Here is a 13,279-nt window from a genome sequence, read left to right on the forward strand (position 1 = left end):
CGGTCCGCTGCGCCCTGAGCACCCGCAGCGCCGGTATCACTCTTCGGTGGAGACCATGCGGTCCGCGTCGTAGACTAGACGCTCCTCCCGGCTCAACAGGGCGACGTCGAGGATCGTCATCGTCGGGAGCGGGAACTCGCCATTGTCGGCCGCATGCATGCTCTTGTATGGCGTCAGCCAGACGACGCAGTCCGCGCTGGAGCGGGTCATCACATCCACGAACGCCGAATCGGCGAACCACCAATGAGGTCGGCCCATGCCGGGCGGCCCGAATGCGCCCAAGGTCTCGAAGTAGGCCGTGGACTCGTCGAAGACGAGGAACCCGAGGTCGTACCCCGACCGTTCGGCCCTGTACACCTCCGCTTTGCTTGCGTGGTTTAGCACGGTGCGCGTGAACTGGTCGACGTAGGCCCGGTAGTTGTGATCCTGGTCGGTCGGAAGCCCGTTGATGACCGATGCGAAGACTCTGACATCCGGACGGACATCGAGCCCGGCCTCCTTGAGCTCACGGAGCACCGCGCCCTCCCGCGCCCGCGTCTTATCCTTCTTGCCCGGCCGCGGGTGGTCGTCCACGACCATCGCCTCCAGAAGGAGCGACGCGGCAGGGTCCTCGAAGTCGGGTCGCTCGCGCTGAGAGAGACCTCCGCCTTGAAGAGATTTTAGGAACCGGTGCGCAACATCGCTCTCCGCGGGGTAGAAGCACACGTCCGCATCGTCGATGCGTGACGCGAGGTCGACTATGTCGTGCTCGTCCTTGTAAGCGAACTTCATCGAGTTCTGTCCTCACTTCCGCTGGTCTTGGAGCTGGTCGGCCACGGCGTACAGGTCATGCGTCGATAGGCAATTGCAGCCGGGGGGGACCCGGTCAGCTATTACTGCCTGCCGACGATCGCATCCACCTCGGCGAGCACTGCAGCCACGTCCGACTCGCTGAGCTCGTCGACGAAGAAGATTCGACTGCCGATCTTGTTGAGTGACGTCCCGACGACGAGACCCCTTGCGCGATCCGCGATCCAGAACCGGTCGTGGAAGTCATGCGATTCCACCACGGTGATGTGGAGATCTTGGCCCCGGGCGTGCAGCTGATCGAGGACCGCTGTGCGCACCGTGTCGTCGTTCTGCGACGGGCTCACGATCGCGGTGATGCGCAGCCCTTTCCCCAGAGCCGGCGCGATCATGCGCACCACCGAGGCCGCGTAATTGTGGCTGTCGCGTTTCCGGTAGCTCGTGAACAGGTATGGATCGGTGATGATGAGATCATTGGCCGGCCCGAGCTTGGTCATGCGGTCCGACATCCGCTGCTCCGCGGTCTTCGGCGGCTCCTTGGGAGAGATGTCCTCTTGGAGCCAGGTCATGTTCAAGAACGAACTAGGCCCCTCCTCGACAAGTCGCTCCTGGATCTCTTCGAGCGAATAGTCGGTCCGCCGGAACAGCATCCGATAACCGAGCTCCTGCGCGTGCGAGTCGAGTTCAAGGCAGTCATTGTGCGTCAGCGGTGGATCGAATTGAAACGAGTTCCAAGCGCCGACATGGCGGAAGGCACCGTCGTCCTTAAACTCAACTGGCTCGGACGTCGGCATAGGGCCGGCACTCGTGCTTGCGCCTGGAAGTGGATCGGTCATACCCGCACCTTATCGGCAAACGAGTCCACGACCGAGTTCGCGCTTGCCAAGGCGAATCTGAGAAGGCCGCATAGCCACCAATGACCCGTGCTCGGAGTGGGGTGTGGCCGAGGGCAGCCATGTCGACGAGGTCGAGCAAACTCGAGTATGTAGTCGTGAAGTTCTGCATCAGGCCGCGATACTCGGTTTGTTCGGTTGAACTGGCGGGAACTCACCGTGTGCGCCGTGGCGTTTCGGCTGAAAGCCATAGGCACCTTGTCACCATCGGTGATAATGAACTGCTGGTACGCCTGCCACGCACCCCGCTGGCGTGGAGATCCCGTTGTTGCGATCTTGACGGTGTACATTGCGGTGGAACAGATCAAGGACTGATTCTGCGAAAAAGAACCGAAGCTTGGGGGCTTCACGGTGCATGTCATCATTGCGGGCGAATCGGTGCCGATCGACCGGTCGGTATTCGTTGATCTCCTGGAGAACTCCGTGGTGAACGGGAGGGCGCCGTATCTCCATGCCCTCGAGAAATCGAAAATCCAGTACTCCGACCTCTTGGTGCTTGCCCGGAAGGCCGAGGTCCCTCACCCGTTGTTCTTCGCTCCCCCGGCCGTGGTTCAGGCACAATTGCGCACTAAAACCGCGAAATTGCTGCAGGGCGTTGCCCCAGAGACGTTCACGGTGAACACCCGGACAACCGTGAAGCTGCGCGATGTCGAGCTGATCGTAAAGGACCTCCTCCGCAAGCAGGCACTGGCCCGGAAGCACGACCCCACCATCGCGAAGAACAAAATCGTCGGGCTGCTCCGCAAACCCCGCCCGACCGTACGGGAAGACGCCGAGGCCCTCATCAAGGCTGTCGGGCTCGACCGTGAAGCCATCCGTCAGGCTCGCAAGAAGGAAACCGCACTGGAGCTGATCATCGAACAGCTCGAAGCCAATCAGGTGCTTGTATCCCGAAGCGTGCGCGGCTACATGCCCCAGCTCATCGAGGTGCACTTCAGCGGCATGACAGTGCGCGACTCGAAAGTGCCCTACATCTTCCTGACAGGCGGGGACCACGGCGACTTCCAGGAACCGGCCGGCCGGCAGATCTTCACTCTCGTTTTGATGGCTGTGCTTGTCGCACGCGGGATCTTCGCGCCCGTCAGCTACGACGCCAACAGCACCGCCTCTGACGCTGGCCGCGAGTACGACATCGTGGGCGAGATCCTCATGCCTGCAGGCGAACTGACAGGACTAACTCTCGCAGCCCTCGACGATGTAAAGTCCGCAGCCGACTTGTTCAAGGTGACCCCGAGTGCCCTGGCGGTCAGGGCGATGCGCCTCGGCAGGCTCACCCCATTGACCGCAACGGGGTACCTGCGCGAGCTCGAAGAGGAGTTTCGTGCCCGGAACAAGACGAAACCGACGCGCCAGCCGAAACCCGTCAACGCTATAAAGAAGTACAGTGGCCGCGAGCTAACCGTACGAATGCTCCGTGCCGTCGATGAGCGGCGGCTCACCACGCGAGAATTCTGCCGGGTCGTCTGCCTGAACCGGATCGGCCCCAGTGACCTCGGCGAACTGAAGGCAGCGCTCCGATGAACGAGGAGATGTACCTCATAGATAACAACGTGCTCTCGCACGTGTCGCCGGCACAGCGAACAACTGAGTTCTTCCATGCGCGCTGCCGGATCCCGTCCGAGGTGCTCCACGAAGCCGACGGATACTCTGACGCCGAGGTGCTCAAGGAGGCCGAGTACCCCACCACAGCGAGCGTTCTGAAATTTCTTCAGACAATCATGGCCACCGTGCCTGAGGACGATACTTCGCTCGTGAACCTCTATGCGAACAAAGGCGCTGCGGACCCGATTCTTGTCGCCTGCGCTCTGGACGGGATGCGGGAAACAGCCAACCAACTCTTCGGATGGACGTGGGTCATCGTGTCCAACGACAACGCTGTCAGGGCAAAGGCCACAGAATTCTGCGTCGCATCGTGTACACGTGAGGAATTCTTCTCCAGGACACAGGGCAGCTGGACCACCTGAGGGGCATGACTCTGGTTGCCGTGAACGATCCCGATGAGTTCCTGCGGCAACCATCAAATCGTCGAGGTCCTGTCCCTGAGCGACGCGTGGGGTGCCTTTCTCACTGAACCGCTCGGTCCCCGAGCGCTTTCAGTCCCGGGAAGGGCACCATCGCCAGCCTCTCTGATCCCAGTTGGTTCGACCGGAACACCGGCCGGTCTGAATGTCGCCGGGCTGCGAAACCCACCCCTAAACTTTCGCCAGAGATAGTTCGCAACAGGGGTGGGTCACGGGCAAGACACACTAACCCGCAATTAATCCCTTTCTTTCTCTTGCAGGTGCCTCCTTCCTGAACCTTGGCGCGTGGGGCCGGATGGGCAGTACAGCAAGGGTGCGCGATCTCGTATTACTGCATGTGATCAAATCCTGTGTTCTGCCCCGCTTTATGGCTCAGCCCAGGTCGTCGCCGAATAACGTGAGGACGGGATCCGAGTCGTGAAGTAGCGGCTTCAGGGAGATATGTTTGAACTGTTCCTTGGTTACGTGCAGTTCCCCCGCCGCACCTTGGTAGAAGCGGAACTCCTTCGAGTGCACTTCAGGGAGACGTCCGACATCAATAGCGACCGGCCTCGGCCAGAGTCGGGCCGCGCGTCCATCGTCGACGAGGGGGTGGACTATTGGCCAGCCCGGGTGCCAGACGATAGTTACCTCCAAGCCTCGGACACCGAGCGATCTTGACATATAGTGCAGATCCCTTCCGTCGACGCTGAGATCAGGGAGACAAAAAAGGATCTGCTCCCCGGTGTACTGTTCCTCTTCCCTCACTGCACGACGGGTCAAGTAGACGGAGAATTCATCAGGCGGGACGCCGCCTTCATACATCCAATTCAGCCACTCGGGCTCCATGCTCGCGAATAGTTTGCGGCTAGGATCCCCGTTGACTCTCGGGTTGTCGTGAATGACGTCTGGGTGGGCGGTCAGAAGGGCCACCTTGAGGAACCAACGTGCGAGAACTTCGCTTTCTTCGGGAGAGAGCAGGGGCCACGTATGCCCCTCCTTCCAAGGGACGAGCCTACGGACGATGTCTTTGGCCGTATTCTCAATCGTGCTGCTGAGGCGTGAGTTGCACGGTTCGCACATCGGAACGTGCGCTCCCGCCACCGCTTCCATCTTTTGTGGAAGACCTTTTGAGGTAACCAGCCGATGACCGTTTTTCTCCGTGTAGAAAGGGCCTTCCCCTTGAAACTCTCTGATGAACCAGCTTGGCCACACGTGCTCGCCCACACCCACAGATTCTGTGTTGCACAACACACAAGACTTTCCTTTGAAGCGGTTCGCCATACAGCCATGCTATGTAGACACCGATAAAACCCGAAACTTGCGCTTCGACACGAGGCGCCGATAGAGCTGTTACAAGCCATGTACGGAGTCCAGGGTTCGCGTCGATCGAATAAGGCCTTAATCCGGTAAGAATAGACGCATGAAGAGATCATGGGTCGAGTTGGAATCCCAAAGCATCCATAAGGCAATCGAACTTTGGCACGAGCTCGGGAGTGACGAATTCATTTCCCGGACCAGGTTCAAGGAGTCTCACAGGTACGTCGTGGTCGATCGGGGGCAGGCTATCGCCAGCAAACCCCTAGTCGCTATGGCCTTCCAGCTGCAATTCGGCTGCGGCAAGGATGGACCTCCCCGACTGTCGGGCGGTGAGCAGACACGTACCATCTTGGATCGTTTTGGCTACCAGCTGGTGGATATCCACGAGGAATCATTCGAAGGCACTGCCAAACTCACCAAGATCCCGGCCGGTCCGGACACCAAATTCTGGTGGGCGAACCAATCCGTTGGGCCTGTTCGGAAGACGAGCGTATGGATTCGCTGAACGTGTCGATGCTCGCCTGCCTCTTCGGATGCGATGCTCTCTTCGAGCTCGGATACGTCGTCATCGATGAGCAGGGCGTCATCGAGCGAGGCTGCCGCGATCACGGCCAGGTTGAGGACCGAATAGCGGGCATCGTCGGCCGACGGTGCCCGGCCCACAGCATCGAATCGCGCCGCTACTATGCTTGGCACCGGCAACGCCATTCCGCTGGCCTTGGCCGAGAGGGCAAGTGATCTGACTTCGGGCCTACGCGGCGTCGAGCTCCCCGTCCTCCACGATCTCGCCAGCGGCGATGCGCTCCGCGGTGCGCCGGTACGCCTCTGCAACATAGTCCTCCAGGTCGTTGACGCCGATGCGCCACATGCCGCGTCCGCCGACCTGGATGGCACGCAACTCCCCTGTCTTCAGCAGGGCGCGGATCTGGTTGGGGCTCACGTTCAGCTCTTCGGCCGCCTGGTCGGTAGTCAAGAAGCGGTGCGTCTTAGGTTTATCGGTCACCGGTTTATCCTAAATGAGGGCCTGCTGACTGGCGGACGCTGAGATTCACATCGCGCAACTCCAGGCAGTATAGAAGTTCGGAAGCAAGCATGTACCGTCGATTGAGCGGCCGGAAAATCCCCCGGTTGCTACTGCATACTGACGTTGTGCCATTAGATTATTCGCACAAGCGAATGCGGTGGTGCCTGGTGTCGCTGACTACGTGGGGAAGGCATGAAACTTGAGAAATAGAGATGGGGGCAGGCATGACCTTAAGAAGTGAAGATGATGTCAAGAAGGCACTGGACATTGACTCCTGGCGCAATCTTTCGAAGGATAAGCTACTCAATTTCGTGGCAGAAATGCCGCAGATGGACAAAGAAGTCGCACTCAGGGCGATTGAACAGTTCCCTAACTTCAAATCGCTGGTACACGAGACAATGAACTCCTTCGAGCAGCGCTACGAGAGTGCGCAGAAATACAGCTGGAAGAGTCAGAAGAAGGTTCACGAGGCCTTTCAGTCCTATCGAGAGACTCTCAATCGCGAACTGGAACGCGAGAATCTGAGCAGAGAAGATAGATTCTCGATTCTAAATTTGCTTCGCGAAGCCGTGAACATGGAGTCCGAAAAGGACAGCGAGCACAAGGCCTTCACCATCAAGTTGCTCACAATCGCCGCGACGTTCGGCATTGCAGCGATTGGAGCAGGTGTTGCCGCACTTGGCGGCAAGGTCGGATTCGGTAGCGGCGACAACAGCGCGTAGATGGTGGCGCGCCCGTCAGCACTGCTTCCTAAACGTTGGTTCTTGAATAATGGTCTTTACCCTGCTGCGCGAACCTCGATTGCGAGCCCATGTGAGGCATCATGCCAACGTCTGTCAAGACGAATGCAAGTGGCATGGGCCCTCCTACCCCGGTTCGGCTGCGGCAGTGGCAGTGGCAGTGGCGAACCATCGGGCATCCTCTCGACCAAACGCTTCCCACGCGTCCGGAGTTGGTCTCTGCACTAAATCCAGACGGGACCCACGGAGGAAGGTTATTTTTTCGGCTGCCGTGGCAGGATGGGTCCATTATGGACAGGCGGTTGCGGCGCGCTCCTGACGCGGAATGGGTGTTGATGTACCGGCTCGGACTGAGCCGGAAACGCATCGCTGACCTCGTGCGCGTGCACCCCGCCGTCGTCGGCTACCACCTAGTCATCGCCCGCCGCCGGGATCCTGAACTTGAGGCCGAACACCAGGCCGCCGCCGGCGCTGCACCTGTTCCTTACCCCTCACCCAGAAGCCTCGCCCGCATGGAAGAAATCGTCGCCTGGATCTCGGCCGAGGGCAGGCTCCCCCGAGGCCACTCGGAGAACAGGGCTGAACGGTCGATGGCACGGTGGCTCTCGGAGCGCCGGCGCGAAGCAGCCGAAGGCACCCTCGACCCGGCCTACCGTGACGGACTCGCGCGGGTTCCGGGATGGGCCGGGAACCACAAGGCAGCCGCGGACGAAGCGAGGTGGCATCACCGGCTCGCCGAGCTCGTGGATTTCCGCCGGGAAGGCAACGACTGGCCACGCCACCACGACTATGACACAGAGCGCGAACACACCCTCGGGGTGTGGATCCACCAGCAGAGATACAAACGCCGCCGCGGCGAACTCGCCTCGACCAGGGTCAAACTTCTGGATGAGGCCGTTCCCGGTTGGCATGCCGGGAGAACCCGGGGCCGCCCGCCCCGGCGGTGACCGAAGGTCGTGCCCCCCACCGGCCCCGCGGCCGGGACGTCAATCCGTCGAGTACCCTGAGATTGGTTCTCCAGTCCCCCCAGCTTGGAGAACCGGGAGCCTCCGCGCTTGAGTCCTAGACTCGCGCGGAGGCTTCCTCATAGGTCGATGAAACAGCGCACGGCTGCACGAAGGTGAGCAAAGCCGGATGCGTACCCCCGGGAGCCACCGTGACTTACCAAGCCGGGACACGCCAGGTGGCCGGCGCGGAGCTGCGGACTCCCCCACCTGATCGGCCAGAGAAAGGCGCGTTCCGGGACCGGCGGTGTCATCAGTCGATGGCGTCATCGCAGGGGCAAGCACGCCCGCCGCGCTGTGCCCCACTGGAGTCAGGTGGAGCTCTCCGCACAGCTCAAACGGTCCCCATCTGCATACAACCAGCCCCCTCTTTGATCGTCGAAACCTTCGATAGTTCCTTTGTCGTGGGCACGATGTAGAGTTAATGAATCGAACATATATTCGAATAAAGGGTGTGTTGTGGGCGTTATAGTAGGTCCCCGTGTGATAAATGCGGGAGCATCCTTGTTGTCGGTTCTGATCTCTCCGGTCCCCGTCGCGGCCGGTTATCCCTCGCCCGCGCAGGACTACTTTGACGGCCGGATCGACCTGAACGAGCACCTGATCAAGGACATCACCAGCACCTACGTCGTGCGGGTGTCCGGGGAATCGATGGAAGGCGCCGGAATCAGCGACGGCGATGAACTGATCGTCAATCGGGCCCTGGAACCGGTGGACGGATCCGTCGTCGTCGCGGTCCTGGACGGGGAATTGACCATCAAACGGCTGCGGATCACGGGTGCCGGGGTGGTGCTGCAGGCGGAGAACCCGGCCTACCCGGACATCCGCGTGCTCTCGTTGTCGGACCTAGTCATCTGGGGCGTCGCCACCCGGTGCCTGCACCATGTTTAAGGCGCGCTCTTGCGTTAAACGGGGGCTGTGCCGGCATGGGGCACGCCATGTCTAAGCCGGCTGTCATGCGGCAGATGCCGCAGATCGCGCATGTGGATGTGAACTGTTTCTATGCCTCGGCCGAGCGGGCGTTTGATCCATCCTTGGAGGGCCGGCCTGTCATCGTCCTCTCGAACAACGACGGCTGCGCCGTCACCCGCTCCCCCGAGGCCAAGGCGCTCGGCATCGCCATGGGTGAGCCGTGGTTCAAACTCGCCCCGCGCGCCAAACAATGGGGACTCGTTGCCCTCTCCAGTAACTACGAGCTCTACGGGGACATCAGCGCCCGGGTCATGGAGCTGCTGGGCCGGTACTCGGCATGGCTGGAGGTCTACAGCATCGACGAGGCGTTCCTCGGCGTCAAAGGCACCCCGGAGGAGCTCTTGGCCCTGGGCCGGGACATGAAGACCGCCGTGCGGCGGAACGTCGGTGTGCCGGTCTGTGTCGGGATCGCTGCCACGAAGACGTTGGCGAAACTGGCCAACAAATGGGCCAAGAACAATCATGCCTTCGACGGGGTCTGCCACTGGGATTCCGTGCCGGCCGCGGACAGGGAAGGACTGATGCGCCGCCTGTCCGTGATTGAGATCTGGGGTGTCGCCACCCGGCTGACCAAACGCCTCAACGCCCTGGGAATCCATTCCATCCTTGACCTGTCCCGGGCCGATCCGGTCATGATCCGGGACCGCTTCTCCGTGGTCATGATGCGCACTGTCCTGGAACTGCAGGGCACCCCCTGCATCCCGATGGAGGAAGAACGGATCGGCCGGGACCAGCTCATCTTCTCCCGCTCCTTCGCGACCCCCATCACCACCGCGGCCGGGATCCGGCAGGTAATGAGCGTCTACGGCCAGCAGGCCTCGGCACGGCTGGCCAAACACGGACTCCAAGCCAAAGTCCTCACCGCGTTCGCCGGCACCTCACACTTCAACCCGAAAGACACCTCCTACCCCTCGGTCTGCGTGCCGCTGCCAATGCCCACCGCCGATCCGGTGCTGCTCACCAAGGCCGCCCACGCCCTGTTGCCCCGCATCTGCGAGGGAATCCGGTATGCCAGGGCCGGGATCATGGTCACCGACCTGCGGCCCTCCGGCAACCAGGCACCCCTGGCCCTGTTCGAGAACCCGCACGAGGAACGCCACGTCGGAACACTCCTGGAAGACATCACCCGCCGGTACGGGCGGGGCTCCATCGGCCTGGGCCATGGCGGGATCCGAGGCGGCCCGGACTGGACCATGAAACGGGACATGGTCTCCCCCCGCTACACCACCCACTGGGACGAACTCCCCCTCGTCAAAGCCGCCTAACCCAACTTCGCCCGCACGACCGCACCACGAAAGAACACACCCCCATGACCACCATCACCGACGCCCCTGCCCTACCGACCCGCGAACTCCAGGTCCGTCTCGATCCGGCAGGCAAACCCCTCGCCATCCGGCACGACGGGACAACCTGGCTTGTCGATCCCGCCACGGACTCCCAGCACTGGTTCGGACGCGACGCCTGGTGGGACACCCGGCGCACAGCCGCTGTCGGAAGCGGCGACCTGGTCAGCATCGAATACTGGCGGGTACAGGTCCGCCCCGACGCTCAGTCGGCCCTCCGAACCGCGACTCTCCGCCGGGAACCGCTGTCCACGCATTGGCTGTTGGACAGCATCAGCGACGCCGACGAAACAACCGAAGAAGAGTGAACGGCCAATCCATCAGCGATCAGACGTGGGAAGGAATCAGCAGAGAATTCACACTGCCCTCCCTGGAGCTGGTCCGCCGGCGGCTCTCTGAGCTCATGGAAGACCCCGAACCGGTCATGCGGCAGCTCGTCCGCGTCTTCTTATCCGGACTACTGAGAGGACATTTCCGCCAGCCCCGAGCATGTGCCGTCGGCGGGCATCATTCGACAACGCTGGCGTTCTTGGCTGGTGGCCGTAGCTGTCGTTAGGCAGTCGGGCGATCTTGGTCTTCATCCGACCGACTGGACCTCCTCGCCACACGCCGAGATAGTGGCAGGGGAGCTATTGAAAACTGTCACAACAGCCCAGAGGGGAGAAATGTCTGGGAAGTAGTTTCTTAATAGGAACCAAACGCCGGCGCCCACTGCAACACCGGCCAAGATGGCCAGCCCGCCCCTGCTGTGATTATGGCAGTTTGAATGGGGACCGGTTCTGCAGTCTGAGTTGGGCCCACTTCGCGGCTAGCCGGTTGATGAATCGCAGTTTCAGTTGAGCCCACCCCACCGTTGATTCCATCAGAGGTTTTTCCCAACAGTGCAAAGTCCGAGTCTCCCTGCAAGCCACGCAGGTGCGGATCTTCGACGGCCGGACCCTGATCGCCACCCACCCGCGGACCGTGGCCCGGGGCGGGCAATGCGTGCAGCTCAGGTCAGATTGACATTCTCAGCGATCGCCAGTTGGAAGACACCCGACAACGGCCCCTGGGAGGTCCGAAGCGATGGCCGCCCCTTCACCTACTCGGCAGCCATGTGCCACGTTGCCCTGGACCAGGCCATCCAGATCGCCCGCCGGCACAGGCTGCCGTACCCGAAGCGGCGATGGGAGGCAGCCGCGCGGCAAATCCATAGGGCGGCCCTCAGCATGTCCTGGGACGCTGAACGGCGTACCTTTACCGAGCAGCTGGGCGGCCAGTAGTGAACGGCGGCTAGAAGAGGGGTGCGGTGTTCTTCTCCACGAGGGCGGGATTGCCCACTGCTTCGCGTTTCTTCTTGAGGAACCCGGCCCGCTGGTAGCGCTGGGCCATGATGAATCCGGCAGGCGTGCCCTGCTCATAAGACTCAACGAAAACAGCTTCCTGCCGCCCTTCCGGCGTGGTCATAAAACCATCCCAGGCGACCGCCACGCGGTCAGGTAGCGGCCCTTCCGTGATGGACTGCCGCGCCGCAGCAACACCCGCCTCAAGCTGATCGCCCACAAGGTACCGTTGCAGGTTCCGCCGGGCACCGTGCTCCCTGATCACAAACGGCACCAGGTCAGTACCCGATGAGACCACCGAACCGATGGCGTGGTCCAGTGCCATGAAGGCGAGGTTGACGAGTTCCTCCGAGTATTCATCCATGGCAGGAGACTAACGGCGCCACACGGGAAAGATGGTCCGTCGCGCGAGACACACCGAAAATTCACAAATAGGCTATACGGCAGCCGTGATTGACACCCCTTGTGCTTGGCCGTGAACGTAGCAGCTTTGGACGCCCGAGGGCGTGAGAGGCTGGAACCGTCTATTGGGGGATGAATGAGACGTGCAAGCTGGCCCGTGGCCATACTTCTGTGCTGTGTTGTGCTGCTCACCGGCTGCCGCAACCCGGAGTCACGGGTTCACAGCCAGATCAGGCACGACGCCGACGAACTGGCAGTGGCCGCCGCGGACCTCGCCCATCGTGGAGGACTAAGCGACCACAAAGCCTTCGAGATTTCGCTGCAAACCCTGCCCGAAATGACGCGCCGCGGATTCGGAGCATTCCGCTGGGAAGCCGGAGCCCTCCATGTTCCTGTGTCCTTCAGCAGCAACATCCAGAAGACAGAAGCGGAGGGCGGCGGCAGATACTCAGCCCGCTCGTGCGCTGATTTCACCGTGGCCTCCCAATCTGTGTCCCTGGTGCCGGCTGACTGTCCGGCCGAGGTTCCGCTGAAATACGGCAGCAGCAAGGTGGATGACTACCCGCTGCCAGAGATCACCAAAAAGGTGGAGAGCCGGTGGAGATGAGACCCCCCTCGGACTTTTCGACTTGCGACGCCTTGCACCCGCCGGGCGTCTTAGGCTTTATTGAACCAGGAAGGTGCCGCCGTCGCGTCCTGGTGCAAGGTCCTCAACGTCTCGACGTTCTCGACGCCCGCGATCAGGAAGGCGCCCAGCATAGTCATCCGAGAGGTGAGACGGAACATCTTGCCGTTTTCCACGTCGCCGGCAAACTTTCGTTCCAGGATGTGAGGTATTACCGCGCTGTTGGCGTGGGCGAGGCCGCTGCAAGATTTCCACACCTGGAGCCCTGAGAAGCCATCCCTCTTGGGTACTGCCTTGTCAGCATTCGAAATCACGTCGGTTGTAGTTGGGCGCGCTGAAAGATCGTGGTTCCTGTAGGCGGGAATGGCTTGTTGAAGCTCGCGGAGTCGTTTCCGGACGTTGTCTCCAGATCCCTGTTCAGGTGCAAACACCTTGCCCAGGTTGGCGAGATCTTCATTGTTCTCATAGGAGATCCGCAGGGACAGGAAGGCTTGTTTACTGACCTTCCCTGCGTGCAACAGCCAGAGGCCATAAGACGTTGCTTCCACTGCCGACCGAATCATCGAATATAAGGCGATCATGGGCACATCGTTTGCCTTCTCGATGTACTTCACCGCTGCGCGTAGGTTGTCGACGGCAACCATGTCGAAGATGGACAGCTGGTTGGACATGGGCTGATATGGCGTGAGCGCATCCACAGCAGCAAGCCGGCTGCCTTTTTCAGGATTGCGCAGGCCCGGTTCGCCCAACAGCACTTCGACGCGTTGACCAGCATTCCGGATCAGCCATAATCCAGCTTGTACTTCCTCTTCGGATTCGGTTGTATCCAGCGAATAGACCATGGCTAG

17 protein-coding genes and 1 pseudogene are annotated in these 13,279 nt (G+C 61.1%); 12 read left to right on the forward strand and 6 right to left on the reverse strand.

The window, feature by feature from the left end:
• Positions 1-36 precede the first annotated feature (36 nt).
• Together ACZYZ3_RS01065 and ACZYZ3_RS01070 are read right to left on the reverse strand one after the other, a co-directional pair.
• Positions 37-771: a hypothetical protein gene (locus ACZYZ3_RS01065; RefSeq protein WP_463962014.1), complete on the reverse strand. Its 735-nt coding sequence runs from the start codon at positions 769-771 to the stop codon at positions 37-39.
• Between the two features lie 101 nt (positions 772-872).
• Positions 873-1,622, reverse strand: coding sequence for a hypothetical protein (locus ACZYZ3_RS01070; RefSeq protein ID WP_463962015.1), 750 nt, complete (start codon positions 1,620-1,622; stop codon positions 873-875).
• Positions 1,623-2,030: 408 nt separating this feature from the next.
• On the opposite strand from ACZYZ3_RS01070, the gene ACZYZ3_RS01075 reads away from it, so the two are divergent.
• Both ACZYZ3_RS01075 and ACZYZ3_RS01080 read left to right on the forward strand, forming a co-directional pair.
• Positions 2,031-3,200 carry a DNA-binding protein gene (locus ACZYZ3_RS01075; protein WP_463962016.1) on the forward strand — a complete coding sequence of 390 codons (1,170 nt, stop codon included), beginning with the start codon at positions 2,031-2,033 and terminating at the stop codon, positions 3,198-3,200.
• Positions 3,197-3,643, forward strand: coding sequence for a hypothetical protein (locus tag ACZYZ3_RS01080; protein WP_463962017.1), 447 nt, complete (start codon positions 3,197-3,199; stop codon positions 3,641-3,643). Before ACZYZ3_RS01075 ends, ACZYZ3_RS01080 begins: the two co-directional genes overlap by 4 nt.
• A 429-nt stretch (positions 3,644-4,072) precedes the next feature.
• Here the strand turns inward: ACZYZ3_RS01080 and ACZYZ3_RS01085 are convergent, their stop codons facing one another.
• Positions 4,073-4,963: a hypothetical protein gene (locus tag ACZYZ3_RS01085; RefSeq protein WP_463962018.1), complete on the reverse strand. Its 891-nt coding sequence runs from the start codon at positions 4,961-4,963 to the stop codon at positions 4,073-4,075.
• Between the two features lie 139 nt (positions 4,964-5,102).
• Between ACZYZ3_RS01085 and ACZYZ3_RS01090 the strand changes: the two genes are divergently transcribed.
• Together ACZYZ3_RS01090 and ACZYZ3_RS01095 are read left to right on the forward strand one after the other, a co-directional pair.
• Positions 5,103-5,504, forward strand: a complete 402-nt coding sequence (locus tag ACZYZ3_RS01090) for a ScoMcrA-related endonuclease (protein WP_463962019.1) — start codon at positions 5,103-5,105, stop codon at positions 5,502-5,504.
• A complete protein-coding gene (locus tag ACZYZ3_RS01095; protein ID WP_463962020.1) occupies positions 5,492-5,737 on the forward strand; it encodes a hypothetical protein in 246 nt (81 codons plus the stop codon). Before ACZYZ3_RS01090 ends, ACZYZ3_RS01095 begins: the two co-directional genes overlap by 13 nt.
• A 13-nt stretch (positions 5,738-5,750) precedes the next feature.
• On the opposite strand, the gene ACZYZ3_RS01100 is transcribed toward ACZYZ3_RS01095, so the two are convergent.
• On the reverse strand, positions 5,751-6,002 hold the full coding sequence (locus ACZYZ3_RS01100) for a helix-turn-helix domain-containing protein (RefSeq protein ID WP_463962021.1): 252 nt from the start codon (positions 6,000-6,002) through the stop codon (positions 5,751-5,753).
• A 233-nt stretch (positions 6,003-6,235) separates the two neighbouring features.
• Between ACZYZ3_RS01100 and ACZYZ3_RS01105 the strand changes: the two genes are divergently transcribed.
• The 7 genes and pseudogenes from ACZYZ3_RS01105 to ACZYZ3_RS01135 all read left to right on the forward strand — a co-directional run bounded on the left by ACZYZ3_RS01105 (position 6,236) and on the right by ACZYZ3_RS01135 (position 11,344).
• A complete protein-coding gene (locus ACZYZ3_RS01105) occupies positions 6,236-6,745 on the forward strand; it encodes a hypothetical protein (protein ID WP_463962022.1) in 510 nt (169 codons plus the stop codon).
• A 308-nt stretch (positions 6,746-7,053) separates the two neighbouring features.
• Positions 7,054-7,710: a helicase associated domain-containing protein gene (locus ACZYZ3_RS01110; RefSeq protein ID WP_463962023.1), complete on the forward strand. Its 657-nt coding sequence runs from the start codon at positions 7,054-7,056 to the stop codon at positions 7,708-7,710.
• Positions 7,711-8,226: 516 nt separating this feature from the next.
• A complete protein-coding gene (locus tag ACZYZ3_RS01115) occupies positions 8,227-8,658 on the forward strand; it encodes a LexA family protein (RefSeq protein WP_463962024.1) in 432 nt (143 codons plus the stop codon).
• A 47-nt stretch (positions 8,659-8,705) separates the two neighbouring features.
• Complete coding sequence (locus ACZYZ3_RS01120) at positions 8,706-10,004, forward strand: Y-family DNA polymerase (RefSeq protein ID WP_463962025.1); 1,299 nt, start codon at positions 8,706-8,708, stop codon at positions 10,002-10,004.
• A 44-nt stretch (positions 10,005-10,048) separates the two neighbouring features.
• On the forward strand, positions 10,049-10,390 hold the full coding sequence (locus tag ACZYZ3_RS01125) for a hypothetical protein (protein ID WP_463962026.1): 342 nt from the start codon (positions 10,049-10,051) through the stop codon (positions 10,388-10,390).
• A 580-nt stretch (positions 10,391-10,970) separates the two neighbouring features.
• Positions 10,971-11,075: pseudogene (locus ACZYZ3_RS01130) on the forward strand (Mu transposase domain-containing protein); the annotation flags it as partial.
• 8 nt (positions 11,076-11,083) lie between these two features.
• Positions 11,084-11,344, forward strand: coding sequence for a glycoside hydrolase family 15 protein (locus ACZYZ3_RS01135; RefSeq protein WP_463962027.1), 261 nt, complete (start codon positions 11,084-11,086; stop codon positions 11,342-11,344).
• A gap of 10 nt (positions 11,345-11,354) precedes the next feature.
• Here ACZYZ3_RS01135 and ACZYZ3_RS01140 read toward each other — a convergent pair whose 3' ends face one another.
• Positions 11,355-11,768 (reverse strand): hypothetical protein, encoded by a 414-nt coding sequence (locus tag ACZYZ3_RS01140; protein ID WP_463962028.1) that lies wholly within the window; start codon positions 11,766-11,768, stop codon positions 11,355-11,357.
• A gap of 195 nt (positions 11,769-11,963) precedes the next feature.
• On the opposite strand from ACZYZ3_RS01140, the gene ACZYZ3_RS01145 reads away from it, so the two are divergent.
• Positions 11,964-12,413 carry a hypothetical protein gene (locus ACZYZ3_RS01145; protein WP_463962029.1) on the forward strand — a complete coding sequence of 150 codons (450 nt, stop codon included), beginning with the start codon at positions 11,964-11,966 and terminating at the stop codon, positions 12,411-12,413.
• Between the two features lie 50 nt (positions 12,414-12,463).
• Here the strand turns inward: ACZYZ3_RS01145 and ACZYZ3_RS01150 are convergent, their stop codons facing one another.
• Complete coding sequence (locus ACZYZ3_RS01150; protein ID WP_463962030.1) at positions 12,464-13,273, reverse strand: hypothetical protein; 810 nt, start codon at positions 13,271-13,273, stop codon at positions 12,464-12,466.
• Positions 13,274-13,279 lie beyond the last annotated feature (6 nt).

It is taken from the genome of Pseudarthrobacter linnaei (assembly GCF_055412825.1).

What these genes read in the sequence shown, in the direction of transcription:
- ACZYZ3_RS01065 (WP_463962014.1), bottom strand. Translation starts at nt 771, where the DNA reads ATGAAGTTCGCTTACAAGGACGAGCACGACATAGTCGACCTCGCGTCA.
- ACZYZ3_RS01070 (WP_463962015.1), bottom strand. Translation starts at nt 1,622, where the DNA reads ATGACCGATCCACTTCCAGGCGCAAGCACGAGTGCCGGCCCTATGCCG.
- ACZYZ3_RS01080 (WP_463962017.1), top strand. Translation starts at nt 3,197, where the DNA reads ATGAACGAGGAGATGTACCTCATAGATAACAACGTGCTCTCGCACGTG.
- ACZYZ3_RS01085 (WP_463962018.1), bottom strand. Translation starts at nt 4,963, where the DNA reads ATGGCGAACCGCTTCAAAGGAAAGTCTTGTGTGTTGTGCAACACAGAA.
- ACZYZ3_RS01090 (WP_463962019.1), top strand. Translation starts at nt 5,103, where the DNA reads ATGAAGAGATCATGGGTCGAGTTGGAATCCCAAAGCATCCATAAGGCA.
- ACZYZ3_RS01095 (WP_463962020.1), top strand. Translation starts at nt 5,492, where the DNA reads ATGGATTCGCTGAACGTGTCGATGCTCGCCTGCCTCTTCGGATGCGAT.
- ACZYZ3_RS01105 (WP_463962022.1), top strand. Translation starts at nt 6,236, where the DNA reads ATGGGGGCAGGCATGACCTTAAGAAGTGAAGATGATGTCAAGAAGGCA.
- ACZYZ3_RS01110 (WP_463962023.1), top strand. Translation starts at nt 7,054, where the DNA reads ATGGACAGGCGGTTGCGGCGCGCTCCTGACGCGGAATGGGTGTTGATG.
- ACZYZ3_RS01120 (WP_463962025.1), top strand. Translation starts at nt 8,706, where the DNA reads ATGTCTAAGCCGGCTGTCATGCGGCAGATGCCGCAGATCGCGCATGTG.
- ACZYZ3_RS01125 (WP_463962026.1), top strand. Translation starts at nt 10,049, where the DNA reads ATGACCACCATCACCGACGCCCCTGCCCTACCGACCCGCGAACTCCAG.
- ACZYZ3_RS01140 (WP_463962028.1), bottom strand. Translation starts at nt 11,768, where the DNA reads ATGGATGAATACTCGGAGGAACTCGTCAACCTCGCCTTCATGGCACTG.
- ACZYZ3_RS01150 (WP_463962030.1), bottom strand. Translation starts at nt 13,273, where the DNA reads ATGGTCTATTCGCTGGATACAACCGAATCCGAAGAGGAAGTACAAGCT.